The organism is Pseudomonas sp. SDO5591_S426, assembly GCF_054070755.1.
The window spans coordinates 1-25,622 of record NZ_JBSVXD010000082.1; the positions used below are offsets into that span (position 1 = coordinate 1).

Sequence of the window (25,622 nt, forward strand, 5' to 3'; positions counted from 1 at the left end):
TACAGGGGAACGCATTCCAATGTAGGAGCTGCCGAAGGCTGCGATCTTTTAATCAGAGAGGCAAAGATAGTCAGCCAACCGAACCAACATCGCATCACAACCACTCAACTGCTCCAACGAAACAAACTCGTCAGGCTTGTGCCCCTGATCCATGCTGCCCGGCCCACACACCACCGTGGGAATGCCAGCCTGATCAAACAACCCGCCCTCGGTGCCAAACGCCACCGTTCCAAACTCTGAAGAATTGCTCAACAGCGCCAGCAGCCGCGCCGCTTCACTCTCCGGCGGTGTCGCCAATCCAGGATAAGCGCTCAGCGGCCGCAGACGAATATCAGTGTCCGCCTGCACCGCACGCATCTTGGGCAACAGGTTTTCCTGAGCAAAGACCTGCAACTGATCCGCCACGTCCTGTGCATCGAAGTCCGGCAGCGCCCTGACCTCGAAATCGAACTCACATTCGGCCGGAACAATATTCAACGCCCGGCCACCCTTGATCACACCCGTTTGCACCGTTGAAAACGGCGGATCAAAACGCGAGTCGTGGTGATCAGGATGCGCCAACTGCTCACCGATCACGCCGAGCCGGCCAATCAGCTGTGCCGCATACTCAATCGCGTTCACCCCATAAGGCGCATACGCCGAATGGCACGCCGCACCGCGCACTTCGCAGCGCATCGCGAGTTTGCCTTTGTGGCCGAGCACAGGCTTGAGTTCTGTCGGTTCGCCGATCAGGCACAGCCGAGGCTTGAATGGCCGCTTCTCCAGCTCGGCCAACATCGGCCTGACACCCAGGCAGCCGATTTCTTCATCGTAGGAAAAGGCCAGGTGCACCGGGGTCAAAAGCGGACGTTGCACGAAAGTCGGCACCGCCGCGAGTACCGAGGCGATGAAGCCTTTCATGTCCGCAGTGCCACGGCCGTACAGGCGTCCATCCTTTTCCGTCATCTGGAACGGCTCGACCGTCCACGCCTGCCCATCTACCGGCACCACATCGGTGTGCCCAGAGAGCACCACGCCACCAGATTTGAGCGGGCCGATGGTCGCAAACAAGTTCGCCTTGGTCCCTTCTTCGTTGAAGAACAGCTCACTCTGAACGCCATGCCCGGCCAGATACGCCTCGATGAAGCGAATGAGTTCGAGGTTGGAATCGCGGCTGACAGTCGCGAAGCCAATCAGGCGTTCCAGCAGCTTGCGACTGGACGACTCACTCATCCCCCGGCACTCCGTAACTCGGCGCCGTCGTCGGGTTGAGCGCGCGCGTCAGGTAGTCCTGCATTTGCGGTCGATAGGCTTGCCAAAGACTATCCAGCTGCCCGATGGGATCTTCCTCGGCCCAGTCGACCCGCAAGTCGATGATCGGCCACGTGTGATCACCCACCACTTTCAGCGCGGCGGAATGCACCGGCCCCGCTTCGCCACCGGCCGCCATCGCCGCGTGCATGGCCGCCAACAAGCGGTCCGCCAACTGACCCGGTTCGGCTTCGAACGCCGCGACCATCGCTTCGATGACCCGCACATCGCTGAGCAAATTACCCGCCGCGACGCACTGCTCGCCCTTCACCGCGTTATGCACGCCCAACGACTCTTTGCCGCTGAACAGCGCAATCCGGCCTGACGCATCGATCACCGTGACCTGTCGGTACTGGCTCCAGCCGTTGGAAGTGAGCGCTTTATCCAACGCCGCGTCAGGCTCCAGGTGCTGATGCTCAAGCAGGTCCAGAATCTGCGGCCCTAACGCCGGCAGCGTAATGTTCTGCGTAGAAACCGCACCCACCCCCGCCCGCGCCCAAGGGCAACGCGCACCGACCGCAATGCTTGAAGAACTGATGGCAATACCGAGCTGCCCGGTTTCAGGGCAGCGTCCGATAATCGAGAACGTCATGACTCACTCCTTAAAATTCCAATGCACGCGCAACTGCATTCTGTGCATGCACTGGAAAGGGAGAAAGCAGGTTTTTTGTGGCTTTGGGGAAGGAAAAAACTGGGCTGGGCCTGACGTGCTACTCAGGTGGATCAATCTGATCCAGCACGCGATTGGCCGTGATCTCCGCCAGCATCACGCTGTTGGAAATACCGAGCAGGGCATTGCGGGATTCGCCGTCCAGGTGATCGACCAATTGATGGACCATGACGTCGACCGAGGCCAGCGTCTCGACCAGATACACCACGAGGGTTTCGGTCGTGACCTCCGGGTCGACGGTAAATAGGGTGCTGGCGGTGCGCGGCGTGGCTTTTATATCGGCGGTTGAGGGGAAGTGAAAGTCGAGGGCGCGTTCGGCGGCCTCGTTGAGCTTTTTGGAATCGGGTTCGTATGGGGATGCCGGATCGGTTTCCGGCGGGTTCGGCGTAGGTTTGAACATGGGCAGTTAACCTCTAGTGAGGCCGTGACCATCTCGCGACTAAACGAAAGGGAGGCGGCTGTGCGCAAGTTAGTCGACCGGTAAGCCACCCAAACCCGGCGCGCCCGAGGGCGCCATGCGCACAGCCACCATCAAGTGCAGGCGAATGCCTGACTGGATGACACTTATGCAACCGTTGGATGGATAGCCGGGCGACTAAACCCGATCACTGGGAATCAGTGACGCGAACCAAGTTACCGATGGCCTCCAAAGCGCACAAGCCGGCGGATTCTGGCGTACCTGTAGGCAACGGCGCAAGGTCTTGTAGCTTGCAGGAAGTATCCTTAAACGCCTTTAAACACGGGCCTTCCACCGGTAAAAACTGTAGGAGCGAGCCTGCTCGCGAAAGGCTCAAAGACGCCGCCGCGTATCTGGTTTTACGCGTTATCGTTTACGACCATCGTCGGAACGCCGCCCGGAGCAGGCTCGCTCCTACAGGGGACGCGGTTTATTTGCGCGGTTTGATGCGTGCCGTGGCTTCGGCCACCAACGGGTCATCCGGCCAATAGTGTTTCGGATACCGCCCCTTCAAATCCTTCTTCACTTCAGCGTAAGTACTACGCCAGAAGTTCGCCAAATCCTGAGTCACTTGCACCGGGCGCCGCGCCGGGGACAGTAAGTGCAACTTGACCACTTGCCGGCCACCGGCGATGCGCGGGGTTTCGGCGAGGCCGAACAATTCCTGCAAACGCACCGCGAGGATCGGTGGCTGCTCGCTGTAATCCAGACGAATCGAAGAGCCCGACGGCACGCTCAAATGATGCGGCGCCAACTCGTCGAGCCGTTGCGGCAGTGGCCACGGCAGCAGGTTGTGGACGATGCTCGACAGGTCGAGATTGGCGAAGTGGCTGAGCCGCGAGACCTTGCCCAGATACGGCATCAACCAGTGTTCAAGGCTTTTGAGCAGCGCAGCGTCGCTGACGTCCGGCCATTCGCTTTCGCCCTTGCCGGCCATATCCAGCTGACGCAGCAACGCCACCCGCGCCTGCCACTGACGCAGCTCCGGCGTCCACGGCAACAGCTCCAGACCTTTGCGCCGCACCAGGTTTACCAACGCCTGACTGCGAGCGCTTTCGTCGAGGCCGGTCAGTGGTTCGCGGCTGAGGATCAGCTCGCCGACCTTGCGCTGACGCTCGGCGCGCAGCACGCCTTCGCGCTCATCCCAATCCAGTTGATCGACGCAGCGCACCTGTTCGGCCAGCACCGAATCGAACAGCGCTGGATCGAAATCCGCCGCCAGATAAATCCGTTCTTCGCGCTGCCCCTGACGACTGCCGAGATCGGCGATCACCAGCCACGACTGCTTCATCAAACTGTCCGCTTCGGCGAACAACGCGGCGCGACCGTTGGCCAAGCGATACTCGGCGCCACCGGCACGACGCTGTTGGGCGACTCGGTCGGGATAGGCCAGCGCCAGCAACGCGCCGAGCCAGCGCGGATGATCAGGATCGCTGACCGGTTCCGACGCCTTGCCACGCAAATAACCGCGATACTGCCGCGCCAGTTGCCGGGCTCGCTGCACTCCGCCCTGCGCGCTGCGCGCGGCCCGTTCTTCGCCAGACAACAACACCAGCCGACTGTGCAGATCCGCGCCAGCGCCGCGCAAAATATCGCGTTCGCCGAGCAACGCCGCGACATCGCAAGCCATGTCCGCCAACCCCAGCGCCTGGCCGCGCAACAACAAATGGCCGATGCGTGGATGCGCCGGCAATTCGGCCATGGCCAGACCGTGGCGGGTCAACGCCTCGCCTTCCAGCGCGCCCAAGCGTTCGAGCAAATCCTGCGCCTGTGCATACGCGGCGGCGGGCGGCACGTCGAGCCACACCAACTGCCCGGGCGTTACGCCCCAACGTCCGAGTTGCAAGGCCAGCCCAGCGAGATCCGCCGAGAGAATTTCCGCACTGCCGTACGCCGCCAATTGTTCATGCTGATCCTGCGACCACAAGCGATAACACACGCCCGGTTCCAGTCGCCCGGCCCGGCCCGCTCGCTGCGTGGCGCTGGCTTTGGAAATACGCTGCGTGTCGAGGCGGGTCATGCCGCTGCCGGGGTCGAAACGCGGCACCCGCGCCAGCCCGGCATCGATCACCACGCGTACGCCGTCGATGGTCAAACTGGTCTCGGCAATGTTGGTGGCCAGCACCACTTTACGTTTGCCCGCTGGCGCCGGATCGATCGCCGCACGCTGCGCAGCGAGGTCCAGTTCACCGTGCAACGGGCAGAGCAAAACCTGCGAGTTGTCGCCCAACGCATCGGCCAGTTGTTGATGCACACGACGGATTTCTGCCTGCCCCGGCAGGAACACCAGCACGCTGCCGGTTTCGTCGTTCAGGGCTTCAAGGATGGTTTGCACCAAGCGTGGCTCGATGAATTCACCGGACTGAAACGGCCGACCCCAGCGCGTCGCCACCGGGTACATGCGGCCTTCGCTGCGCAAAATCGGCGCATCGTCCAGCAGCCCAGCCAAGCGTTCGCCTTCTAGAGTGGCCGACATCAGCAGGATTTTCAGCGGCTGATCGTCACGAAACAGCTCCCGGCCATTGAGGCTCAGGGCCAGCGCCAGATCAGCGTCAAGACTGCGCTCATGGAACTCATCGAAGATCAGCAAACCCACGCCTTCCAGCGCCGGGTCATCCTGCAAGCGCCGGGTGAGAATGCCTTCGGTGACCACTTCGATACGGGTGTTGGGGCCAACCTTGCTGTCGAGCCGAATGCGATAACCCACGGTTTCGCCAACCTTCTCGCCCAACTCACTGGCCAACCGCTCCGCCGCCGCCCGCGCCGCCAAGCGCCGCGGTTCGAGCATCAGAATGGTCTGCCCGGCCAGCCACGGTTCATTGAGCAAGGCCAACGGCACGCGGGTGGTTTTACCGGCACCGGGCGGCGCTTCGAGCACGGCTTCGTGGCGCGTAGCGAGGGCTTCACGCAGGGCGGGTAAAACTTCATCGATCGGCAAAGAAATCATGCTGGCTCCAAAACAGAGGGCCGAGTATAACGGCGAACTGCCGGGCGTTCGTCAGGGTCTTAATTCATACCGACGACGTTTCGTTTCCAGATGATCCAGGAGATTTCATATGCGTATTCCCTTTCGCCTGATTGGCGGTGTTCTGGTTGCAACCTTGCTGACTCAAGTGACCGCGTGCGGCTCGATTTTCTATCCGGACCGTCGTGGCCAGATCGACGGCAAGATCGACCCGGCGATTGCCGTGCTCGATGCCGTGGGCCTGCTGTTCTACATCGTTCCCGGCCTGATTGCGTTTGCCGTGGACTTCGCCACGGGTGCGATTTATTTCGCACCGGGCGAGACAGCCCAGGTCGCCCCGGAAAAACTGCAGGAAGCCATCGGTGCCGACGGCAAGGTCGATAACCTCAAGTTGCAGACTATTCTGGAACGTGAAACCGGCCGCAGCCTGCCGCTGGACGATCCACGTTTGATCCAGCACAAAGGCAGCACTCAGCAACTGGCCCTGCTTGGCCTGCAACCCGCCGCGTAAACGGTGCACTTGAAGGAATAGCCGCACTCATGATCTCCAGCTCCGAACACGCCCGGCTGCTGCGGCTGGCGACCCGTGCCTCGGTGGCGGTGGCCTGCACGCTGATCATCGCAAAAGCCATCGCCTGGTGGTTGAGCGGTTCGGTGAGCATGCTCGCCGGGTTGACCGACTCGACACTCGACGGCGTCACTTCGTTGCTCAACTTGCTCGCTGTGCACTACGCCTTGCGCCCGGCCGACGACGATCATCGCTACGGGCATGGCAAGGCCGAGTCGCTGGCCGGCATGGCGCAGGCGTTGTTCATTGGCGGCAGTGCGGTGCTGATTGCGTTGCAGGCGTTCGAACGGCTCAAGCATCCGGAACCGGTGGGCGCACCGTGGATCAGTATTGGCGTGATTGTCTTCTCGCTAGCCCTGACCTTGGCGCTGCTGATGTTGCAGCATCGGGTGGTCAAGGCCACCGGCTCCAACGCTGTGCGCGCCGATTCGCTGCACTACCGCTCGGACATGTTGCTCAACGGCAGCATTCTGGTCGCGTTGGTGTTGGCGGGTTTTGGCTGGCATCAGGTCGATGCCTGGTTTGGTTTGGGAATTGCCGCGTACATCCTCTGGAGCGCGGTGACGATCGCCCGGGAAAGTTTTGCGGTGTTGATGGATGAAGAACTGCCGCCGGATGTCAGCCAGCACATGCTGGAACTGGCGTGCAGTGTGCCGGGGGTGTTGGGTGCGCATGACTTGCGCACGCGGATTTCCGGCAACCAGTGGTTTGTGCAATTGCATCTGGAATTGCCGGGGGAGCTGACCCTGTCAGTCGCCCATGGCATCAGCGATCAAGCCGCCGATGCCATTCACGCCGCCTATCCGCGAGCCGAAGTGCTGGTGCACGCCGACCCGCAGGAAGTGGTGAAAGCCGCCAGGGCTCAGAAGCTGACCTGATAACCGCGACTGCTCAGGCAGTTGCCCTGGGCCTGGCGATAGTTCTGCACCACCGAAGGGTCCGGTTGATAGGTCGCGGTTCGCGGGTCGAAACCACTCTGCTGCACCGCGTATTGATAGCACTCGTAACCGTCCTGATTGACCTGTTCCTGAGACTGGCCGTTGGCCGGATACGCTTCTACGTCATAACCGCCGCTAGCGGATTGCGCCGGCTGTTGCGGTTGCAGGTTGCTTACCGGCGGCTCGACCACGACGTAATCCTGAGTGTTTTCCTGATAGGCGTAATACGAGCCCGCCGCCAGGAACAACACCGACCCGCCGATCAAGACTTGCTCGGCGTAATCCGGCAAGTAGCGAACCCGAATCCCGCGTGGTGGTTCGACCACCACATAACGTGGGCCCAGCGGGCGATACCAGTAACCGCCGGAATAGAAATAATCCATGCCTCGGTAAGGCACGCGGTACTCACGGCCCGGGAAGCGGTCGATCACATGCCCCGGCCGGTACTGCGGGCCAGGCCCCCAGCCATTGCCGTGGCCGCTCGGACGACCTTGCCACTGGTTGTTGCCATTGGACGACGGTGCGCCGATGTAGCCATTCCAGTGCTGATTGGGGTCATTGCGTCGCGGTTGGTCTTGATAGTAACCACGCCGCGGCTCCTGAGTTTGCTGCACAGCGTCCGGTCGAGGTTGGATCGGCAAGTCGTTGGCCGGCAGTTGCGGGGGCGGAGGGGGCGAGCGCACGCGACTGTTGTAGTCTGGCGGTGGACGATTCTGCGATTGGCCGTTGTTCTGATTTTGGTTCTGGCCGTTGTGCTCGAACTGGCGGCTGTTGTCGCCACGAATGACGTCGTTGTTCTGCGGACGCGGCTGATTGTTACCGCCATGCCCCTGATTATTGTTGCCCTGATGACCACCGTCCCCGTGCTGCCCACCATCGGGACCACGGTTCTGCGGCTCATCGGCCAGCGATTGCGCAGTGACACTGACACACAGCAAACCAACACCGGCCAAACGCCAGATGCGCGACTTCATGCTTTTCCTCACTGCGGGTTAGGGCCTGTACGTAAGACTGGAAATGCACAGGCCGGTTCTGCCACAGGTTATCAGTCGCGAAACTTATTTATTGAGGGGCGGCAGTAAATTACAGGCAAGAAAAAGGGGAGACCCGTCGGCCTCCCCTTGAGAACTTCGTCCGTGCTCGATGCTTGTGGCATCGGCTCACCTCACGCCGTCTTCTGGACAGTGTGTAGCTCGGGGGCCTGCGCATCCCCGGTGGGGGTGGCGGCCGCGACTGGCCTGATTGGGCGAGCCGCACTGGACTGTTTGTCCGAGCAGTGATTCTGGTGATAAGAATAGGCTCGGCGCGCAGGCAGAGGATTGCGAAGATTGCTGAAATAAACATCACTTGCGCAATTTTTAACCCTGGATAGATAATCTGCCGCAATAGATATGACAAGGGACCGTTTGATGAGCAAACTCGACCGTTACGACCTGAGTATTTTGGCTGAATTGCAGCGCGATGCGCGCATCTCCAATCAGGAGCTGGCCGAACGCATCGGCCTGTCACCTTCGCCCTGCTCACGTCGGGTCAAGCAACTGGAAGACGACGGCTACATCTCCCGTCAGGTCGCCCTGCTCGACCGCAAGATGCTCGGCCTGAGCCTGACGGCGTATGTGCTGATCGGCATGGACCGGCATACGCCGGAGCGTTTCGAGAATTTCGAACAGGCCATCCGCACTTTGCCGCAGGTGCTGGAATGCAGCCTGGTGACCGGGATGGATGCCGACTATCAGCTCAAGGTCGTGGTGCCGGACATGGACCATTACCAGAAACTGCTGCTGGGGCATTTGACCCGGATTGAAGGCGTGACCAGTGTGCGGTCGAGTTTTGTGCTGAATCAGGTGTTGAACAGCACTGAGTTGCCGTTGACTCATCTGCGCAGCTGAAGACGCCATCGCGAGCAAGCTTTGCTCCTACAGATCTGATGCGGATTCGTGACCAACGTAAACCTGTAGGAGCAAGGCTTGCCCGCGATGGGGCCGGCACAGGCGACGAATAGCTGCGACACACCGCCGCAGGTCAATACTGCACGCAGCCTGCCGGGCGTATAATCGCCGCGCCCTTTTAGCCTCGCCTGCGCTGGAGAAGTTCGATGGATCCTGCAGTTTTCGAAGAGTGGATGATGACCGGACTGGTCAGCATCCTGATCATTTTCATGGGTTTCATCGTCTGGGATCTGGCGAAGAAGTCCAAGGCCGGGCGTTTTGGCTCGTTCATTCTGTTTTTCGTGCTGGGCCTTGGCGTGGCGGCGTTCGTGATCAAGAGCGTGGTGATCGGCCTGATCGAATCCGGCTCTTTATAAGCGCGCCGGCACTTCTTTCCACTGGCCCTGATCGAGCCCTTCGATGGTCCAGTCGCCGATCCTGACCCGCACCAGCCGCAACGTTGGCAGGCCGACCGCAGCGGTCATGCGCCGTACCTGACGGTTGCGCCCTTCGCGAATGATCAACTCCAGCCAACTGGTCGGCACGCTTTTGCGAAAGCGTACCGGCGGGTTGCGCAGCCACAGTTCAGGCTCATCCAGTTGCCGCGCTTCGGCGGGCAGGGTCATGCCGTCGTTCAATTCCACGCCATCACGCAAACGCTGAAGCTGCTCGGCGCTCGGCTCGCCTTCCACCTGCACCCAATAAGTCTTGGCCAGTTTGTGCTTCGGGTCGGCGATGCGTGCCTGAAGCTGACCGTCGTTGGTCAACAGCAGCAAACCCTCGCTGTCGCGGTCCAATCGCCCTGCCGGATAGATCCCCGGAATCTCGATGTAATCCTTGAGCGTCGCGCGCCCTTCGCCGTCGCTGAATTGCGTCAGCACATCGAACGGTTTGTTGAACAGGATCAGCTTCGGCTCCGCTGGCGGCGCCTTGGCGACACGACGCGGGGCTGCTGTAGGAGACGGTTTCGCGCTAGGGCGGCGGGAAACGGGACGTGGAGGACGGGACATGGCGAAGAGAACATCTAGCGGTCAGGGCTGCTAATGCTAGTGCCCCAACCGCCAAATGACCATGACAACCGTTAACGGAACGGTGGCTCGTCGAAGCTGCGCAGTTTGCGCGAGTGCAGCGAGTTGAGCTCGGTGCGCAGCAGATCCACCGCTTCGATACCGATCTTCAAGTGCTGGCTGACCGCACGCTCATAGAACGCGTTGGCCGAACCCGGCAACTTGATCTCGCTGTGCAGCGGCTTGTCCGAGACGCAGAGCAACGTGCCATACGGCACCCGCAAGCGATAACCCTGAGCGGCGATGGTGCCGCTTTCCATGTCTACCGCCACGGCGCGTGACAGGTTGATCAACGGTCGTTCCTGAGCCCAGCGCAATTCCCAGTTACGGTCGTCGTAGGTCAGTACGGTGCCGGTGCGCAGGCGTTTTTTCAGTTCGTCGCCCTTCTCGCCGGTGATGTTCGCCGCTGCTTGCTGCAAGGCCATCTGCACTTCGGCCAGCGCCGGGATCGGAATATTTGGCGGCACCACGCGGTCAAGAATCCCGTCGCGACGCATGTAAGCGTGGGCCAACACGTAATCGCCAATCGTCTGCGACTGACGCAAGCCGCCGCAGTGGCCGATCATCAGCCAGCAATGCGGGCGCAGCACGGCCAGGTGGTCAGTGATGTTCTTGGCGTTGGACGGGCCAACGCCGATGTTCACCAGCGTCACGCCATGGCCGTCGGTGGCGATCAGGTGATAAGCCGGCATCTGGTAACGGTGCCAAACCACGCCAGCGGCGATGGCCGACGCTTCACCGTGGTCCATGCTCTTTTCGATGATCACGTTGCCCGGCAACACCATGCGCACGAAACGCGGATCGCTGCGCAACTGCTCCAGACCATGGACGATGAACTGGTCGACGTAACGGTGATAGTTGGTCAGCAGGATCCACGGCTGCACATGACGCCAGTCGCTGCCGGTGTAATGCACCAGTCGGCGCAGGGAGAAATCCACCCGCGCCGCGTCAAACAAGGCCAGCGGCAGCGGATCGGTGTTTTCCCAATCGTACAAACCGTCAGCGATGCCGTCGGTGGCGGCCGACAGGTCAGTACTCGGAAACACCCGCGCCAGCACGGCAGCGGTGACGCCGGAGCCGGCCAGCTCATCGCCCTGCTCGACCACGTATGGATAAGGAATGTTCTGCACGCTGACACCGACTTCGACGGTCACGGTGAAGTCGTGCATCAAAGGAACCAGCTGTTCCAGCAAGTATTTACGGAACGCCGACGGATGGGTGACGGTGACGCTGTAGGTGCCCGGCAACTGCACCTTGGCGTAGGCGCGGGTGGTCTGCGGGACTTCGCCCTGGCAATGGTAGGTCAGGCGCAATTCGGGATAACGGAACAATGCCCGCTGCTCGGCATCCGGCTCGACGCGATCCTTGAGATAACGCTTGAGCGCCTGATTCAGCGCGGTGGTTGCACGATTGTGCAAGAGCGCAAGCCGATCCACGGCTTGCTCGGCGGTTTGAACGACAATAAAAGCTTCGGTCACGATCAGCATCCTGTGTTCTGACTTGCAGACCTTCATCTTGCCTGCATCGTTGCTTCACGGGAACAGTGGCATGTTGTCTATGTGTACAGAGATCAACTGTAGGAGCGAGCCTGCTCGCGATGGCGGTGGATCAGCCAACACAAATGTTGAATGTTAAGCCGTCATCGCGAGCGGGCTCACTCCTACAGGTTCTTTACAGTGCTTGCGGGGTCGAACGGGCGACGATGGCTTCCACATCCAACCCACGCGGCAACGCACCGTAAACCCGACCACCGCCATTCAGACGGCTGGCGATAAACGCATCACTGACCACCGAATTCCCCGCCTCCAGCAACAGCTTGGCCTGCAACCCAAGCGCAATGTCTTCAGTCAATTGCCGCGCGCGATACTGAATGTCGCTGGTGTCCTTGAACGCCACCTGCAATTGATGGATATGCGCAGCCAGACGCTTGTCACCATGGCCATCACCCAACTCGCTGAACAACGCATCCAGCACACCCGGTTCTTTCGACAAGGCCCGCAGCACGTCGAGGCATTGCACGTTACCGGAACCTTCCCACGTCGAGTTGACCGGGGCTTCGCGGTACAGACGCGGCAGGATGCTGTCCTCGACATAACCCGCGCCGCCCATGCATTCGGCGGCTTCGTTGATCATGGCCGGCGCGCGTTTGCAGATCCAGTATTTGCCCACCGCCGTCACCAGCCGGGCGAATTTCGCTTCCTGCGAATCGTCCAGATGATCCAGCGCCCGGCCCATGCGTAAGCTCAACGCCAGCGCCGCTTCGCTTTCCAGCGCCAGATCCGCCAGCACGTTCTGCATCAACGGCTGTTCACTGAGCAACTTGCCGCCGACCGAGCGGTGAGCGCAGTGATGGCTGGCCTGGGTCAGCGCCTGACGCATCAGGGAACTGGAACCGACCATGCAATCGAAGCGAGTCATGGCGACCATTTCGATGATGGTCGGAACGCCACGCCCCTCCTCGCCGACCATCCACGCCAGCGCGCCACGGAACTCCACTTCGCTGGAGGCGTTGGAGCAGTTCCCGAGTTTGTTCTTCAAACGCTGGATGTAGAACTGATTGCGCGTGTCGTCCGGACGATGGCGCGGCAGCAGGAAACAAGTCAGACCCTTGTCCGTCTGCGCCAGGGTCAGGAAGGCATCGCACATCGGCGCCGAACAGAACCACTTGTGCCCGACCAGTTCATAAGCCTGACCCGGACCGCTGGCGCCCACCGGATACGCCTTGGTGGTGTTGGCGCGCACATCGGTGCCGCCCTGCTTCTCGGTCATGGCCATGCCAATGGTAACCCCGGCCTTGTGGGCCATGCCGACATTGCGCGGGTCGTATTCGGTGGCGAGGATCTTCGGCAGCCATTTTTCCGCCAGGTCCGGTTGCAAGCGCATCGCCGGGACACTGGCGAAGGTCATGGTCAGCGGGCAGCCGCTGCCGGCTTCGGCCTGGCTGTGCAGGTAAGTCATGGAGGCGCGGGCGACGTGGGCGCCGTCCTGCGGATGAGCCCACGGCAGTGAGGTCAAACCGTGTTCGACTGCCGTGCGCATCAGTTCGTGATAGGCCGGATGAAACTCCACCAGATCAATACGATGACCGGAGCGGTCATGGCTGCTGAACACCGGTTTATTCTGGTTGGCCAAAAAACCCGCTTCCATCAACGGCCCGCCGGCCAGTGCGCCGTACGCGTCGATCCGCGATTCGGCCCACCCCGCCCCGAAGCGCCGCGACCACTCCTGCAAAGGCAAGTCAATGCGATACAGGTTGGCGCCGTCCAGTGACGGCGGCTGGTTGGTGACTTCGTGGGTTTCGGCGAACTGATGCAGGTTCATGACAGGGCTCCTTTGGTCAGCCAAGGGAGTTCAGTTAAGCACCGCCCCATGACCGATCAAAGTGTCATACACGCCTAAATGTCGGCGCTTTCGCCCTGCTTTGGACAGAGCACTCGGCGATAGAGTGCCGCCTGCAAGTCTTCGAATTTCACTGGTTTACTCAGATGATCGATCAGCGCGCCGGTCGGGCAACGCTCCCGATCCACGCCCAGGGCGATCACGAACACCGGCAATTCGGCGCAGCCCGGCAAGGCGCGGATCTGGCAGCAAACCGACACGCCGTCCAGCGGCTGCAGATCGCAATCGAGCAATACCGCGTCAAAGGTTTCATGCTGCAGGAAACCCAGCGCGGAGCTCCCGGTGTCAGCGGTACGCACCCGGAACCCGAGCTTGAGCAACATGCCGCGCATCACCAATTGATTGATGTTGTTGTCATCCACCAGCAGCACGGTGCAATCCTGCGGCAGTCGCAGGCGCGGAAAGTCTCGGGTCATGAAAGGCGCTGACGGAACCTCGACGGCCGGGACTTCGAACTCGACGTCGAGCTGGAAGCGACTGCCACGCCCGGGCTCGGAGCGGTGCGTCAGGCGGCCACCAAGCAATTCCACCAGCTGCCGGCAAATCGCCAGGCCGACGCCCAGTCCGCCGTATTCGCGGGTCATAGAACTGTCGAGCTGGAAGAACCGCTGATACATCGTCGCCTCGCCCAGATCGGTAAAGCCGATCCCGGTGTCGATCACCGCAAAGGACAACGCCAGGCGATCGGGATTGACCGTTTTGCCGGTCACCCGCAGCGCCAAGCCACCGACCCGGGTGAACTTGATGGCGTTATCCAACAGGCATTCCAGACACTGCGCCAACTTGGCGCTGTCGCCGTGCAAGCGATCCGGCACGCCCGGCGCCACGTCGACCTTGAAGTCCAGCGACTTGCTCGACGCATTGCCGTCGAATTGCACGCGCAACGCCTCAACCACGCCGCGCAGACTGAAGGTCGATGGGGTGGCCTTGAGCTTGCCAGCCTGCAATTCCGTCAGGGTCAGAATGCCGTTGACCATGCGCATCATGTCCCGTGCCGAGCCGGCAGCCGTTTGCTGGTACTGCTCAAGCTCCGGGTCCATTTCAACGGTTTGCATCAGCTCCAGCGAACCAATCACGCCGTTCATCGGCGTGCGCAATTCATGGGTCAGGGTCGCGAGGAATTCGTCCTTGAGCTGGTTACTGCGCGCCAGTTGCTGGTTGAGGACTTCGAGTTTTTGCCCGGCGTCGAGCAGGGTTTGCGCCTGCTGCTCGCGCATGGCGTTGATGCGGTCGGCCAGCGCCAGGGACAGCAGCGCCACTTCGATGGCCGAGCCGATCTGGCTGGAGTACATGGTCAGGAACACGTTCGGCAGATAACCCAGCACCATCAGGGTATTGACGATGCCGCCAAGCAGGAACGCCGACCAGGCAATGATGAAATAACGCGCAACCCGCAGCCCACGCAGCCAGGCGAATATCCCCGCGGCAAAAATCACCACGGTGAAGGTCAGCGCCAGGGCCGTTGCCAGACGCAATGCCAAGGCATAACTGGTCATCAACGACAGGCCGACCACCAGCGCACTGAACGCCACCAACGCCAGCAACAAGCGGTCAAGCCAGCGACTGTGGGTGGCCGTCTGCAAGAAGCTGCGGGCGAACTGGCTGCCGAACAGCCCGGCACAGCCAATGAAAAACGGCGTGGCGGCATTGGCCCACCAGGGATTGTTCGGCCAGAAGTACTGCACGGCCGCGCCGTTCACCGACAACTGATACAGACCGAACGAGGCGATGTAGAAGATGTAATAGAGGTAACTGGTGTCGCGCACGCTGAGGTAGATGAACAGGTTGTAGACCAGCATCCCCAGCAACACACCGTAGATCAGGCCCAGTACATACAGCCGAATGGGCTGTTCTTCGAGGTACGCGGTGCTCGACCACAACGTCACCGGCGCCTGGATCGAGCCCTGGCTTTGCAGGCGCAGGTACACGGTTTGCGCTTGGCCGGGGGTGAAGTCGAGGCTGAACAGATAGTTGTTCTGGCGGATCTCGCGAGTGGCGAACGGCAAGGCATCGCCGGTCTGGCGAACCGATTGATAGTTGCCGGCCGAATCAGGCAAGTACAGGTCGAGGTGATCGAGGGGCGGATAGGCCAGTTCCAGCAGCCAGGTCCGTTGCGCCGCCGGGTTGGTCGGGCGGTATTGCAGGTCGATCTTCAGCCAGAACACTGAACGCGAGTATCCGGCATTGAGGGTGGCTTTATCGTGGGCTTTGAAGTTACCGGTTGCTGCTTGCGCACGCACATCCGCGATGGTCGCATGGCCACCGGCGTCTTCGAACACTTGCAGGGATCGGCCCAGGGGGAGGCTTTGAGTGAACTCATCGAATTCGACGGCGCTCGCCAACAAGGGCAAACACAATAGCAACATCAGCAAATAGCGCATTTATGCCCCAGCGTGGCCTGTCCGGTCCTGTCAGGAAGCCCCCCATTCCTTTTGAGTAGACGTAAAACCGGTGTTACCTGTTATTGGTTTGGATCCACTCTAGCATAGCCGTTGATGGCCATTGAGCACTATAGAAATTTTTCTTACAAAGGCTCTAGAACGGGCGTTCCAGCGAAGATATTTGAGATAGAGCTGTTGAGTCGGTCAGATCGCGAAAACACCGCGAAAACGCCGCTGTTTTCCTGTTCCGAGTTTATGGGTCGGCCCCCGAAAAAAGATGTTTGGTGGTAAGCTCGCGCACCATGAATATCTACAGCTCTCGCCCCGTTGTCCTCTGTCTCTCCGGCCACGACCCAAGTGGTGGCGCCGGCTTGCAGGCAGATATCGAAGCCCTGCTCGCTCAGGGTTGCCATGCGGCTCCGGCCGTCACCGCCCTGACCGTGCAAGACACCGTCAATGTCACTGACTTTCGCGTCCTCGACCGTGAGTGGGTGTTGGCCCAGGCCAATGCCGTGCTCAACGACTCCGAAGTCGCTGCCGTCAAACTGGGCATGCTCGGTTCCCTGGAAATGGTCGACACTGTAGTCGAACTGCTCTCGGCGCACCCGCACTTGCCAGTGGTCTGCGACCCGGTGCTGCGCGCCGGCGGTGGCGGACGATTGGGCAAGGACGAAGTCGGCTACGCCATGCGCGAACGCCTGCTGCCCCTGTCGATCATTGCGACCCCTAACCTTCCCGAAGCCCGGATCCTCGCCGAACTGCCTGAAGGCACCGCGGACGAGTGCGCTGAAAAACTCTTGCCGTTCGTCAAACACCTGCTGATCACCGGCGGGCATGGCGACGAAACCGAAATCCACAATCGCCTGTACAGCCGCGATGGCCTGCGCGAAACCTACACCTGCCAGCGTCTGCCGGGCAGCTATCACGGTTCCGGCTGCACCCTGGCCAGCGCGCTGGCCGGTCGTCTGGCCCAGGGCGAAAACCTCGCCAGTGCCGTACAGACTGCACTTAACTACACGTGGCGCACCCTGCGTGATGCCGAGCAGTTGGGCAAAGGTCAGTTCGTGCCGCGCCGCCTGCCACTGGACTTCTGTTCGTAACTTCAATGAGTGATGCGGTGAGGCTTGCCTGATGAAACTACGTGGCCTGTACGCCATTACCGACAGCCAGCTACTGGCCGGTAGATTTCTTTCGTACGTGGAGGCGGCGCTGGAAGGCGGCGTCACCCTGCTGCAATACCGCGACAAGAGCAGCGACGAGGCCCGTCGTCTGCGCGAGGCCGAAGCCCTGCGCGATTTGTGTGAACGCTACAAGACCCAGTTGATCATCAATGACGACGCCGAACTGGCGGCACGCCTGAACGTCGGCGTGCACCTGGGTCAGACCGATGGCCCGCTGTCGCCGACCCGCGCCCTGCTCGGTTCCAAAGCGATCATCGGTTCGACCTGTCACGCGCAAATCGAACTGGCTGAACAAGCCACAAAAGAAGGCGCCAGTTACGTCGCCTTCGGCCGCTTCTTCCATTCCAACACCAAGCCCGGCGCGCCGACCTGCAGTCTCGAACTGCTCGACCAGGCCCGCCAGCAATTGCATCTGCCGATTTGCGCGATTGGCGGCATCACCCTGGAGAACGCCGCCCCGCTGGTGGCCCATGGGGTCGATCTGCTGGCCGTGGTGCACGGCCTGTTTGGCGCAGAGAGCACGGCGGAAGTGACTCGCCGCGCCCGCGCCTTTAATGAATTATTTAAAGCCTGATTTGAGAGCCCGATCATGTCTCGTTCCGAAACCCTGTTTGCCAATGCCCAGAAACACATCCCCGGTGGTGTGAACTCCCCGGTCCGCGCGTTCAAGAGCGTGGGCGGCACGCCGCTGTTCTTCAAACACGCCGAAGGCGCCTACGTCACTGACGAAGACGACAAGCGTTATGTGGATTACGTTGGTTCCTGGGGTCCGATGATCCTCGGCCACAGCCATCCGGACGTTCTGGACGCAGTGCGCAAGCAACTGGAACACGGCCTGTCCTACGGCGCGCCGACCGAGATGGAAACCCAGATGGCTGATCTGGTCTGCTCGCTCGTGCCATCGATGGAAATGGTGCGCATGGTCAGCTCCGGCACCGAAGCGACCATGAGCGCGATCCGCCTGGCCCGTGGTTTCACCGGTCGCGACAGCATCATCAAATTCGAAGGCTGCTACCACGGTCACTCCGACAGCCTGCTGGTCAAGGCCGGTTCCGGCGCCCTGACCCAAGGCGTGCCGAGCTCGGCCGGTGTGCCAGCGGCGTTTGCCAAACACACTTTGACTTTGCCGTTCAACGACATCGATGCCGTTGAAGCGATGCTCGCCGAAGTCGGCCAGGACGTGGCCTGCATCATCGTCGAGCCGGTCGCCGGCAACATGAACTGCGTACCGCCGGCCCCAGGTTTCCTCGAAGGCCTGCGTACCCTGTGCGACAAGCACGGCGTGGTGCTGATTTTCGACGAAGTAATGACCGGTTTCCGTGTCGCCCTCGGCGGCGCCCAGGCTCATTACGGCGTGACGCCGGACCTGACCACTTTCGGCAAGATCATCGGCGGCGGCATGCCGGTCGGCTGCTTCGGCGGCAAACGCGAAATCATGCAGCGCATCGCACCGCTGGGCCCGGTCTACCAGGCCGGTACGCTGTCGGGTAACCCGCTGGCGATGGCGGCTGGCCTGACCACTCTGCGCCTGATCAGCCGTCCGGGTTTCCACGCCGAACTGACCGACTACACCACGCGCCTGCTCGATGGCTTGCAAGTGCGTGCCGATGCGGCGGGCATTCCGTTCGTGACGACTCAGGCTGGCGGTATGTTCGGTCTGTACTTCAGCGGTGCCGATGACATCGTGACGTTCGAAGACGTCATGGCCAGCGACGCCGCCCTGTTCGGCCGCTTCTTCCACCTGATGCTGGAAGGCGGTGTGTACCTGGCACCGAGCGCGTTCGAAGCCGGCTTCACCTCGATCGCCCATGGCGAAGCCGAGCTGAAACTGACCCTGGATGCCGCCGAGCGCGCATTCGCTGCATTGAAATAACGCTGTACCGCTGACGTTGGCCATTGCCAGCGTCAGCTTTTACCTACACTCCCGCGATTTTTCCGACTCATCTGCCAACAATTGCCCGCAAAGTGAGCGATATATTTCCCGCGCAGCAGAAAAACGAGTAAAGACTTTGTAAGGTTGGCCCTGCTTATTTCATAATGCGCGCTTATTGGATCCCCTCGATGGGTCCGCGCGCCCTTCAGAGGTAAGTCGATTCCCATGAACCGCACCGGCCGCGCCCTTTCACTGGGCTGCCTGTTGCTCCTTCAGCCCCTGCTCGCGCTCGCACAAGCAGGCGGTAACTCGTTGTTAATCCCAGCGATGGGTCGCTGCACCCTCAATACCCAGCCGCAAGACCTGGCACAAGCGCTCGCCGCCTGCCAGAAAGCGTCGGATGAAGGGGATGCCCAAGCGCAATACGAGTTGGGTGAGTTCTACTACGAAGGCAAAAATGCGCCGCGCGACCTCAATCAAGCCCTGAGCTACTTCGAAAAGGCCTCACTGCAAGGCCACGCCCAGGCGCAATTCAAACTCGGCACCATGTTCTTCCACGGCGAAGGCGTTCCGGCCAACAACGTTCAGGCTTACATTCTGCTGAAGATGGCGGCGGTCAACGGCGCTGAAGATGCACTGGATACCGCCGACGAAGTCACCGAGAAAATGCCTCGCCAGGAACTGGAAGTCGCCACTCAGGTGCTCGGGCAGATCTTTCGCAAGTATCTGATGGAATTGCAGAGCGCCGATGGGCGTACGCCTTTCTCACCGCTGCCATAAATAGAACGCGGCCCCCTGTGGCGAGGGAGCTTGCTCCCGCTGGGGTGCGAAGCGGCCCTAAACCCTGCAATCACACTCTGCCTGACACACCGCCTGTTTCGGTCTTGCGCCCGCTTCGCAGGCGAACGGGAGCAAGCTCCCTCGCCACAACAAGCTTCTCTAGCCTAAGCTCATTACTTCTCAGGCATCGGCACCGGAAACGGCATCACATTGCCGACCGCGCCGCGGGCTTCGCTGATTTTCGGCGTGCCCAGGCGCTCGACTTCATCGATGCGTACAATCGAATGCATCGGCACGAAACTGCGCACAACGCCTTCGAACTGAGCCTTGAGCTTCTCTTCGCTCGGGTCGACGACCACTTGCGTGCGCTCGCCAAAGACGAACTCTTCCACTTCCAGAAAGCCCCACAGATCACTTTGATAGATCTGCTTGGCGTACATTTCGAACACCTGGCCCTGGTTGAGGAAAATCACCTTGTAGATTGGAGCTTCACGTTTGGTCATGGTGGGCGAGCAACACATCGGGGGATAAAAATGAGGGCGCGAACTATAGCATAGCCATCGGACGCGCAGCGGTAGGAACCTGGGTACATGTTCCCTATAATGCGCGGTTCTTTGAATCACGTGATGACTCTATTCCATGGCCAAGAAGCTTTACATCGAAACCCACGGTTGCCAGATGAACGAGTACGACAGCTCGCGCATGGTCGATCTGCTGGGCGAACACCAGGCCCTGGAAGTCACCGCACGCGCTGAAGACGCGGACGTGATTCTGCTCAACACCTGCTCGATCCGCGAACGTGCCCAGGACCGTGTCTACTCGCAGCTCGGCCGCTGGCGCGAACTGAAACTGGCCAATCCGGACATGGTGATCGCCGTCGGCGGTTGCGTGGCCAGCCAGGAAGGCGCGGCCATCCGCGACCGCGCGCCGTACGTCGACGTCGTGTTCGGCCCGCAGACTTTGCATCGCCTCCCGGAAATGATCGACGCCGCACGCATCACCAAGTTGCCGCAGGTCGACGTCTCGTTCCCGGAAATCGAAAAATTCGATCACCTGCCCGAGCCACGCATCGACGGGCCGAGCGCCTATGTGTCGGTGATGGAAGGTTGCAGCAAGTACTGCACGTTCTGCGTGGTGCCCTACACCCGTGGCGAAGAAGTCAGCCGCCCGTTCGATGACGTGATTGCCGAGATCATTCACCTGGCCGAAAACGGCGTGCGCGAAGTGACGCTGCTGGGGCAGAACGTCAACGGTTATCGCGGCACGACCCACGATGGTCGCCTGGCCGATCTGGCCGAGCTGATCCGCGTGGTCGCCGCGGTCGACGGCATCGACCGCATCCGCTACACCACTTCGCACCCGCTGGAATTCTCCGACAGCCTGATCCAGGCCCATGCCGACGTGCCGGAACTCGTGAAGCACTTGCACTTGCCGGTGCAATCGGGCTCGGACCGCATCCTCGCCGCGATGAAGCGCAACCACACGGCGCTGGAATACAAATCCAAATTGCGCAAGTTGCGGGCCGCCGTTCCGGGCATCTGCATCAGTTCGGATTTCATCGTCGGTTTCCCCGGCGAGACCGAGAAAGACTTCGAACAGACCATGAAGCTGATCGAGGATGTGGGCTTCGACTTCTCCTATTCGTTCGTCTACAGCCAGCGTCCGGGCACACCAGCCGCCGATCTGGCCGACGAAACGCCGGAAGCGCTGAAAAAAGAACGCCTGAATGCCCTGCAACATCGCCTGAACCAGCAAGGTTTCGAGATCAGCCGACAAATGGTCGGCTCGATCCAGCGGATTTTGGTAACTGATTATTCGAAAAAGGACCCCGGCGAGCTGCAAGGCCGGACCGAGAATAACCGTATCGTCAACTTCCGCTGCGACAATCCGACCTTGATCGGGCAGTTCGCCGACGTGCACATCGATGCGGCTCAACCGCACTCGCTGCGGGGCTCGCTGATCCCATAACAACGAAGATCCCTGTGGGAGCTGGCTTGCCAGCGATAGGGCCAGCAAGCCCGACAAAGATGTCGGCAGTTACATCGCCATCGCTGGCAAGCCAGCTCCCACAGTGAACTGCATTGTTCTTGAGAATGGATTGATCCATTAAGACCTTTCGCACCCAGCCCACTGGCGCTATCCTTGATTCATCACTATTGCCCCAGGGCGGCTAAATACGACCTTGAACGCACCCATCGAACCACATCGTTTCATCCTCGAGCCTTTTGAGGCTCGCCGCTTCGCCAATCTGTGCGGGCAATTCGACGAGCATCTGCGCTTGATCGAACAGCGCCTGACCATCGAGATCCGCAACCGCGGAAACCAGTTCGAACTGATCGGCGAGCCCAAACACACCACCTCCGCGGAAAATCTCCTGCGCCGCCTGTACCGGGAAACCAAGGGTATCGAGCTGTCGCCGGACACGGTTCACCTGTTCCTGCAGGAATCCGCTGTCGAAGAGCTGGACAACCACTCGCCCGCCGAAGCCTCCGTCGCCCTGCGCACCAAGAAAGGCATGATTCGCCCTCGCGGCTTGAATCAGCTGCGCTATGTGAAGGAAATCCTCGGTAACGACATCAATTTCGGCATCGGCCCGGCCGGTACCGGCAAGACTTATCTGGCCGTCGCCTGCGCGGTGGATGCGCTGGAACGCGAGCAGATCCGCCGCATCCTGCTGGTGCGTCCGGCGGTCGAAGCGGGTGAAAAACTCGGCTTCCTGCCCGGCGACCTGTCGCAGAAAATCGACCCGTACCTGCGCCCGCTCTACGACGCCCTGTACGAGATGCTCGGTTTCGAATACGTCGCCAAGCTGATCGAACGCCAGGTTATTGAAGTGGCGCCACTGGCCTACATGCGTGGCCGTACGCTGAACAACAGCTTCATCATTCTCGACGAAAGCCAGAACACCACCGTCGAGCAAATGAAAATGTTCCTGACCCGGATCGGCTTTGGCTCCACAGCGGTCATCACCGGTGACATCACCCAGGTCGACCTGCCCAAAGGCACCAAGTCCGGGTTGCACCACGTGATCGAAGTACTGAAAGACGTGCCGGGCATCAGCTTTACCCATTTCGCGCCCAAAGACGTTGTGCGTCATCCGTTGGTGCAGCGCATTGTCGAGGCCTATGAGCGCTTCGAGAATCGTGTGGCTGATGAAGCACCCAAGGACACCCGCCGCGATGCTTGAGCTTGACCTGCAAATCGCGACCGAAGCGCCCGCCCCCAGCGAAGCCGAGTTCCGCCAATGGTGCGAACTGGCCCTGCGCCAGCGCACCGCCGACTCCGAAATGACCATCCGCCTGGTCGACGAAGCCGAAGGCCGCGAACTCAATCACACCTGGCGGCAAAAGGATTACGCCACTAACGTCTTGTCGTTCCCCGCCGATGTGCCGGACGAGTTTCTCGACATCCCACTGCTGGGCGATCTCGTGATCTGCGTGGCTGTGGTCGAGCGCGAAGCCGCCGAACAAGGCAAGTTACTCAAGGCCCACTGGGCGCATCTGGTGATTCACGGCTGCTTGCATCTGCTGGGTTACGACCATATAGATGACGACGAAGCCGAAGAGATGGAAGCGCTGGAACGAACGTTGCTTGCAGAACTGGGCTATCCCGATCCGTACGCGGACGACGAAACCGAAACATCCCCCACCGATACAACAAAGGATTCAGAGTAATCGCTATGAGCGAAGATCGATCGAGCAACGGGCAAAAGTCATGGCTGGGTAAGCTCACCCAGGCTTTTGCCCACGAGCCGAAAAACCGCCAGGAGCTGCTGGAGCTGCTGCGCGATGCACATCAGAACAAACTGCTGGACAGCGAAGCGCTGGCCATCGTCGAAGGCGCCATCCAGGTGGCTGACCTGCAAGTCCGGGACATCATGGTCCCACGCTCGCAGATGATCAGCATCAAGGCGACCCAGACACCTCGCGAGTTCCTGCCCGCCGTGGTCGACTCGGCCCACTCCCGCTACCCGGTGATCGGCGAAAGCCACGATGACGTGATGGGCGTGTTGCTGGCCAAGGACTTGCTGCCGTTGATCCTCAAGGAGAACGGCGACAACTTCAACATCAAGGATCTGCTGCGTCCGGCCACCTTCGTGCCGGAATCCAAGCGCCTGAATGTGTTGCTGCGCGAGTTCCGCGCCAACCACAACCACATGGCCATCGTCATTGACGAGTACGGCGGCGTGGCGGGCCTGGTGACCATTGAAGACGTACTGGAGCAAATCGTCGGCGACATCGAAGACGAGCACGACGTCGAAGAAGACAGCTATATCAAACCGCTGCCCAGCGGTGACTTCCTGATCAAGGCCCTGACGCCGATCGAGAACTTCAACGAGTTCTTCGACAGCGAATTCTCCGACGACGAGTTCGACACCGTCGGCGGTCTGGTGATGAGCGCGTTCGGGCACTTGCCAAAACGCAACGAAATCACTGAAATCGGCGCCTATCGCTTCCGCATCCTGAATGCCGACAGCCGTCGCATTCATTTGCTACGTTTGACGCCTATCGCCCGGTAAAAATTTAAGGATTGAAATGCGCTGGACAACCCGCCCCGGCTGGCCCGGTAACCTGCTGGCCGTGGCGGCCGGTGCAATCACCACACTGGCCCTGGCGCCGTTCGATATCTGGCCGCTGGCCTTGCTGGCGGTCGGGCTGTTCTATGCCGGGCTGCGTGAGCTGAATCCTCGCCAGGCGCTGGGCCGCGGCTGGTGCTTCGGTTTCGGCCTGTTTGGCGCCGGCACCAGCTGGATCTACTACAGCATTCACCACTTCGGTGGCGCATCGGTGTTGCTGGCCGGTTTCCTGATGCTGATTTTCACGGCGGCGATTGCCTGGTTCTTCGCCCTGCCTGCCTGGATCTGGGCGCGCTGGCTACGGCGCAACGAAGCACCGCTGGCCGATGCCCTGGCATTCGCCGCGTTGTGGGTTGGCCAGGAAGCGTTCCGGGGCTGGTTTCTCACCGGCTTCCCTTGGCTTTATTCCGGTTACAGCCAACTCGACGGCCCATTGACCGGGCTTGCCCCCGTCGGTGGCATGTGGCTGATTTCCTTTACCCTGGCCCTGACCGCAGCGTTGATCTACAACGGCATGCGCCTGGTTCGTACCGGCCGTAAAGGTTTCATCGCAGTCGGCGCCCTGCTGCTGGTCGGCCCGTGGGTGGCCGGCATGGCACTCAAGCATCACGCATGGACCAGCCCATCGGGTGCGCCGCTGAGTGTCGCGGCGATTCAGGGCAATATCGAACAGAGCATGAAATGGGATCCGGCCCAGCTCAATGCCCAATTGGCGCTGTACCGCGACATGAGTCTCAGCTCCAAGCGCGTCGACCTGCTGATCTGGCCGGAAACTGCGGTCCCGGTACTCAAGGAGTCCGCACAGGGTTACCTGGACATGATGGGCAAATTCGCCGCCGAACGGGGCTCGGCACTGATTACCGGCGTGCCGATTCGCGAAGTCGTCCGTCATGAGAAACGCTTCTTCAACGGCATTACCGTGGTCGGCGAAGGCGATGGCACCTACCTCAAGCAGAAACTGGTGCCGTTCGGCGAATACGTGCCGTTGCAGGATGTGCTGCGCGGGCTGATCGCATTCTTCGACCTGCCGATGTCGGACTTCGCCCGCGGCCCGGCCGACCAGGCCATGTTGCAGGCGAAGGGTTACCAGATCGCGCCGTTCATCTGCTACGAAGTGGTGTATCCGGAGTTCGCCGCCGGCCTGGCCGCGCAAAGCGATCTCCTGCTGACCATCAGCAACGACACCTGGTTCGGTACTTCGATCGGTCCGCTGCAACATTTGCAGATGGCACAGATGCGCGCATTGGAAGCGGGTCGCTGGATGATCCGCGCCACCAATAATGGCGTGACCGGCCTGATCAACCCGTTCGGCCAGATCACCGAACAGATTCCGCAATTCGAACGCGGCATTCTGTACGGCGAAGTCGTGCCGATGCACAACCTGACGCCGTATCTGCAATGGCGCTCGTGGCCGCTGATCATTGTTTGCGTGTTGCTGTTTGGCTGGGCGCTGGTGGCGAGCCGGATGGCGAAAACCGTTTGAATATCGCGGTGTTTGCATAAAAGATCGCAGCCTCGTTTCACTCGATAGCTCCTACAGGGGATTACG

The 25,622-nt window shown here is 60.7% G+C and carries 23 protein-coding genes; 13 read left to right on the top strand and 10 right to left on the bottom strand.

The window, feature by feature from the left end; translation table 11 throughout:
* Positions 1–48: 48 nt before the first annotated feature.
* The 4 genes from argE to hrpB all read right to left on the bottom strand — a co-directional run bounded on the left by argE (position 49) and on the right by hrpB (position 5,364).
* Positions 49–1,212, bottom strand: a complete 1,164-nt coding sequence (gene argE / locus ACW9JC_RS16955) for an acetylornithine deacetylase (RefSeq protein ID WP_457456253.1) — start codon at positions 1,210–1,212, stop codon at positions 49–51.
* Positions 1,205–1,882 (bottom strand): DUF1028 domain-containing protein, encoded by a 678-nt coding sequence (locus tag ACW9JC_RS16960; protein ID WP_448109419.1) that lies wholly within the window; start codon positions 1,880–1,882, stop codon positions 1,205–1,207. The genes argE and ACW9JC_RS16960 overlap by 8 nt, the downstream gene beginning before the upstream one ends.
* A gap of 118 nt (positions 1,883–2,000) precedes the next feature.
* On the bottom strand, positions 2,001–2,360 hold the full coding sequence (locus ACW9JC_RS16965; protein WP_457456255.1) for a DUF6124 family protein: 360 nt from the start codon (positions 2,358–2,360) through the stop codon (positions 2,001–2,003).
* A 487-nt stretch (positions 2,361–2,847) separates the two neighbouring features.
* The gene (gene hrpB / locus ACW9JC_RS16970; protein WP_457456257.1) at positions 2,848–5,364 is read right to left on the bottom strand and encodes an ATP-dependent helicase HrpB; all 2,517 of its coding nucleotides are present in this window, start codon (positions 5,362–5,364) and stop codon (positions 2,848–2,850) included.
* Between the two features lie 109 nt (positions 5,365–5,473).
* Between hrpB and ACW9JC_RS16975 the strand changes: the two genes are divergently transcribed.
* Together ACW9JC_RS16975 and ACW9JC_RS16980 are read left to right on the top strand one after the other, a co-directional pair.
* On the top strand, positions 5,474–5,893 hold the full coding sequence (locus ACW9JC_RS16975; protein ID WP_457456259.1) for a polyribonucleotide nucleotidyltransferase: 420 nt from the start codon (positions 5,474–5,476) through the stop codon (positions 5,891–5,893).
* 29 nt (positions 5,894–5,922) lie between these two features.
* Complete coding sequence (locus ACW9JC_RS16980; RefSeq protein ID WP_457456261.1) at positions 5,923–6,828, top strand: cation diffusion facilitator family transporter; 906 nt, start codon at positions 5,923–5,925, stop codon at positions 6,826–6,828.
* On the opposite strand, the gene ACW9JC_RS16985 is transcribed toward ACW9JC_RS16980, so the two are convergent.
* The gene (locus tag ACW9JC_RS16985; RefSeq protein WP_457456263.1) at positions 6,813–7,862 is read right to left on the bottom strand and encodes a DUF6515 family protein; all 1,050 of its coding nucleotides are present in this window, start codon (positions 7,860–7,862) and stop codon (positions 6,813–6,815) included. The genes ACW9JC_RS16980 and ACW9JC_RS16985 overlap by 16 nt on opposite strands.
* A 435-nt stretch (positions 7,863–8,297) precedes the next feature.
* On the opposite strand from ACW9JC_RS16985, the gene ACW9JC_RS16990 reads away from it, so the two are divergent.
* Both ACW9JC_RS16990 and ACW9JC_RS16995 read left to right on the top strand, forming a co-directional pair.
* Complete coding sequence (locus tag ACW9JC_RS16990) at positions 8,298–8,777, top strand: Lrp/AsnC family transcriptional regulator (protein ID WP_056855781.1); 480 nt, start codon at positions 8,298–8,300, stop codon at positions 8,775–8,777.
* A gap of 206 nt (positions 8,778–8,983) precedes the next feature.
* Positions 8,984–9,193 (top strand): DUF2788 domain-containing protein, encoded by a 210-nt coding sequence (locus tag ACW9JC_RS16995; protein ID WP_093229943.1) that lies wholly within the window; start codon positions 8,984–8,986, stop codon positions 9,191–9,193.
* Here ACW9JC_RS16995 and ACW9JC_RS17000 read toward each other — a convergent pair.
* The 4 genes from ACW9JC_RS17000 to ACW9JC_RS17015 all read right to left on the bottom strand — a co-directional run bounded on the left by ACW9JC_RS17000 (position 9,188) and on the right by ACW9JC_RS17015 (position 15,663).
* Positions 9,188–9,826: a pseudouridine synthase gene (locus tag ACW9JC_RS17000; protein ID WP_457456266.1), complete on the bottom strand. Its 639-nt coding sequence runs from the start codon at positions 9,824–9,826 to the stop codon at positions 9,188–9,190. The two genes, ACW9JC_RS16995 and ACW9JC_RS17000, sit on opposite strands and share 6 nt — an antisense overlap.
* A 71-nt stretch (positions 9,827–9,897) precedes the next feature.
* Positions 9,898–11,397 (bottom strand): AMP nucleosidase, encoded by a 1,500-nt coding sequence (gene amn, locus ACW9JC_RS17005; RefSeq protein WP_416129092.1) that lies wholly within the window; start codon positions 11,395–11,397, stop codon positions 9,898–9,900.
* 157 nt (positions 11,398–11,554) lie between these two features.
* Positions 11,555–13,204: an acyl-CoA dehydrogenase family protein gene (locus ACW9JC_RS17010; protein WP_457456268.1), complete on the bottom strand. Its 1,650-nt coding sequence runs from the start codon at positions 13,202–13,204 to the stop codon at positions 11,555–11,557.
* A gap of 74 nt (positions 13,205–13,278) precedes the next feature.
* Positions 13,279–15,663, bottom strand: coding sequence for a 7TM diverse intracellular signaling domain-containing protein (locus ACW9JC_RS17015; RefSeq protein WP_457456270.1), 2,385 nt, complete (start codon positions 15,661–15,663; stop codon positions 13,279–13,281).
* A 302-nt stretch (positions 15,664–15,965) separates the two neighbouring features.
* Here ACW9JC_RS17015 and ACW9JC_RS17020 point away from each other — a divergent pair, with 302 nt between their 5' ends.
* The 4 genes from ACW9JC_RS17020 to ACW9JC_RS17035 all read left to right on the top strand — a co-directional run bounded on the left by ACW9JC_RS17020 (position 15,966) and on the right by ACW9JC_RS17035 (position 19,497).
* Positions 15,966–16,763 (top strand): hydroxymethylpyrimidine/phosphomethylpyrimidine kinase, encoded by a 798-nt coding sequence (locus tag ACW9JC_RS17020; protein WP_008052407.1) that lies wholly within the window; start codon positions 15,966–15,968, stop codon positions 16,761–16,763.
* Positions 16,764–16,794: 31 nt separating this feature from the next.
* A complete protein-coding gene (thiE, locus tag ACW9JC_RS17025) occupies positions 16,795–17,418 on the top strand; it encodes a thiamine phosphate synthase (protein WP_457456272.1) in 624 nt (207 codons plus the stop codon).
* 15 nt (positions 17,419–17,433) lie between these two features.
* On the top strand, positions 17,434–18,717 hold the full coding sequence (gene hemL / locus ACW9JC_RS17030; RefSeq protein ID WP_448109431.1) for a glutamate-1-semialdehyde 2,1-aminomutase: 1,284 nt from the start codon (positions 17,434–17,436) through the stop codon (positions 18,715–18,717).
* A 225-nt stretch (positions 18,718–18,942) separates the two neighbouring features.
* Positions 18,943–19,497: a tetratricopeptide repeat protein gene (locus ACW9JC_RS17035; RefSeq protein ID WP_338583276.1), complete on the top strand. Its 555-nt coding sequence runs from the start codon at positions 18,943–18,945 to the stop codon at positions 19,495–19,497.
* A gap of 173 nt (positions 19,498–19,670) precedes the next feature.
* Here ACW9JC_RS17035 and ACW9JC_RS17040 read toward each other — a convergent pair whose 3' ends face one another.
* Complete coding sequence (locus ACW9JC_RS17040; protein ID WP_077045543.1) at positions 19,671–20,000, bottom strand: DUF1820 family protein; 330 nt, start codon at positions 19,998–20,000, stop codon at positions 19,671–19,673.
* 136 nt (positions 20,001–20,136) lie between these two features.
* On the opposite strand from ACW9JC_RS17040, the gene miaB reads away from it, so the two are divergent.
* From miaB to lnt, 5 genes are all read left to right on the top strand, one after another.
* The gene (gene miaB / locus ACW9JC_RS17045; protein ID WP_416129098.1) at positions 20,137–21,465 is read left to right on the top strand and encodes a tRNA (N6-isopentenyl adenosine(37)-C2)-methylthiotransferase MiaB; all 1,329 of its coding nucleotides are present in this window, start codon (positions 20,137–20,139) and stop codon (positions 21,463–21,465) included.
* Between the two features lie 214 nt (positions 21,466–21,679).
* Positions 21,680–22,684: a PhoH family protein gene (locus ACW9JC_RS17050; RefSeq protein WP_457456275.1), complete on the top strand. Its 1,005-nt coding sequence runs from the start codon at positions 21,680–21,682 to the stop codon at positions 22,682–22,684.
* Positions 22,677–23,171 (top strand): rRNA maturation RNase YbeY, encoded by a 495-nt coding sequence (ybeY, locus tag ACW9JC_RS17055; RefSeq protein ID WP_457456277.1) that lies wholly within the window; start codon positions 22,677–22,679, stop codon positions 23,169–23,171. The genes ACW9JC_RS17050 and ybeY overlap by 8 nt, the downstream gene beginning before the upstream one ends.
* A gap of 5 nt (positions 23,172–23,176) precedes the next feature.
* Positions 23,177–24,016, top strand: coding sequence for an HlyC/CorC family transporter (locus ACW9JC_RS17060; RefSeq protein ID WP_338583281.1), 840 nt, complete (start codon positions 23,177–23,179; stop codon positions 24,014–24,016).
* Positions 24,017–24,032: 16 nt separating this feature from the next.
* Complete coding sequence (gene lnt / locus ACW9JC_RS17065) at positions 24,033–25,556, top strand: apolipoprotein N-acyltransferase (protein WP_457456279.1); 1,524 nt, start codon at positions 24,033–24,035, stop codon at positions 25,554–25,556.
* Positions 25,557–25,622 lie beyond the last annotated feature (66 nt).

Coding starts and splice junctions, on each gene's coding strand:
- argE (WP_457456253.1), bottom strand. CDS start 1,212: ATGAGTGAGTCGTCCAGTCGCAAGCTGCTGGAACGCCTGATTGGCTTC.
- lnt (WP_457456279.1), top strand. CDS start 24,033: ATGCGCTGGACAACCCGCCCCGGCTGGCCCGGTAACCTGCTGGCCGTG.
- ACW9JC_RS16990 (WP_056855781.1), top strand. CDS start 8,298: ATGAGCAAACTCGACCGTTACGACCTGAGTATTTTGGCTGAATTGCAG.
- ACW9JC_RS17060 (WP_338583281.1), top strand. CDS start 23,177: ATGAGCGAAGATCGATCGAGCAACGGGCAAAAGTCATGGCTGGGTAAG.
- ACW9JC_RS16960 (WP_448109419.1), bottom strand. CDS start 1,882: ATGACGTTCTCGATTATCGGACGCTGCCCTGAAACCGGGCAGCTCGGT.
- ACW9JC_RS17000 (WP_457456266.1), bottom strand. CDS start 9,826: ATGTCCCGTCCTCCACGTCCCGTTTCCCGCCGCCCTAGCGCGAAACCG.
- miaB (WP_416129098.1), top strand. CDS start 20,137: ATGGCCAAGAAGCTTTACATCGAAACCCACGGTTGCCAGATGAACGAG.
- ACW9JC_RS17040 (WP_077045543.1), bottom strand. CDS start 20,000: ATGACCAAACGTGAAGCTCCAATCTACAAGGTGATTTTCCTCAACCAG.
- ACW9JC_RS16995 (WP_093229943.1), top strand. CDS start 8,984: ATGGATCCTGCAGTTTTCGAAGAGTGGATGATGACCGGACTGGTCAGC.
- thiE (WP_457456272.1), top strand. CDS start 16,795: ATGAAACTACGTGGCCTGTACGCCATTACCGACAGCCAGCTACTGGCC.
- ACW9JC_RS17010 (WP_457456268.1), bottom strand. CDS start 13,204: ATGAACCTGCATCAGTTCGCCGAAACCCACGAAGTCACCAACCAGCCG.
- hemL (WP_448109431.1), top strand. CDS start 17,434: ATGTCTCGTTCCGAAACCCTGTTTGCCAATGCCCAGAAACACATCCCC.
- ACW9JC_RS16965 (WP_457456255.1), bottom strand. CDS start 2,360: ATGTTCAAACCTACGCCGAACCCGCCGGAAACCGATCCGGCATCCCCA.
- ACW9JC_RS16980 (WP_457456261.1), top strand. CDS start 5,923: ATGATCTCCAGCTCCGAACACGCCCGGCTGCTGCGGCTGGCGACCCGT.
- ACW9JC_RS16975 (WP_457456259.1), top strand. CDS start 5,474: ATGCGTATTCCCTTTCGCCTGATTGGCGGTGTTCTGGTTGCAACCTTG.
- ACW9JC_RS17020 (WP_008052407.1), top strand. CDS start 15,966: ATGAATATCTACAGCTCTCGCCCCGTTGTCCTCTGTCTCTCCGGCCAC.
- ACW9JC_RS17015 (WP_457456270.1), bottom strand. CDS start 15,663: ATGCGCTATTTGCTGATGTTGCTATTGTGTTTGCCCTTGTTGGCGAGC.
- ACW9JC_RS17035 (WP_338583276.1), top strand. CDS start 18,943: ATGAACCGCACCGGCCGCGCCCTTTCACTGGGCTGCCTGTTGCTCCTT.
- ybeY (WP_457456277.1), top strand. CDS start 22,677: ATGCTTGAGCTTGACCTGCAAATCGCGACCGAAGCGCCCGCCCCCAGC.
- hrpB (WP_457456257.1), bottom strand. CDS start 5,364: ATGATTTCTTTGCCGATCGATGAAGTTTTACCCGCCCTGCGTGAAGCC.
- ACW9JC_RS16985 (WP_457456263.1), bottom strand. CDS start 7,862: ATGAAGTCGCGCATCTGGCGTTTGGCCGGTGTTGGTTTGCTGTGTGTC.
- amn (WP_416129092.1), bottom strand. CDS start 11,397: ATGAAGGTCTGCAAGTCAGAACACAGGATGCTGATCGTGACCGAAGCT.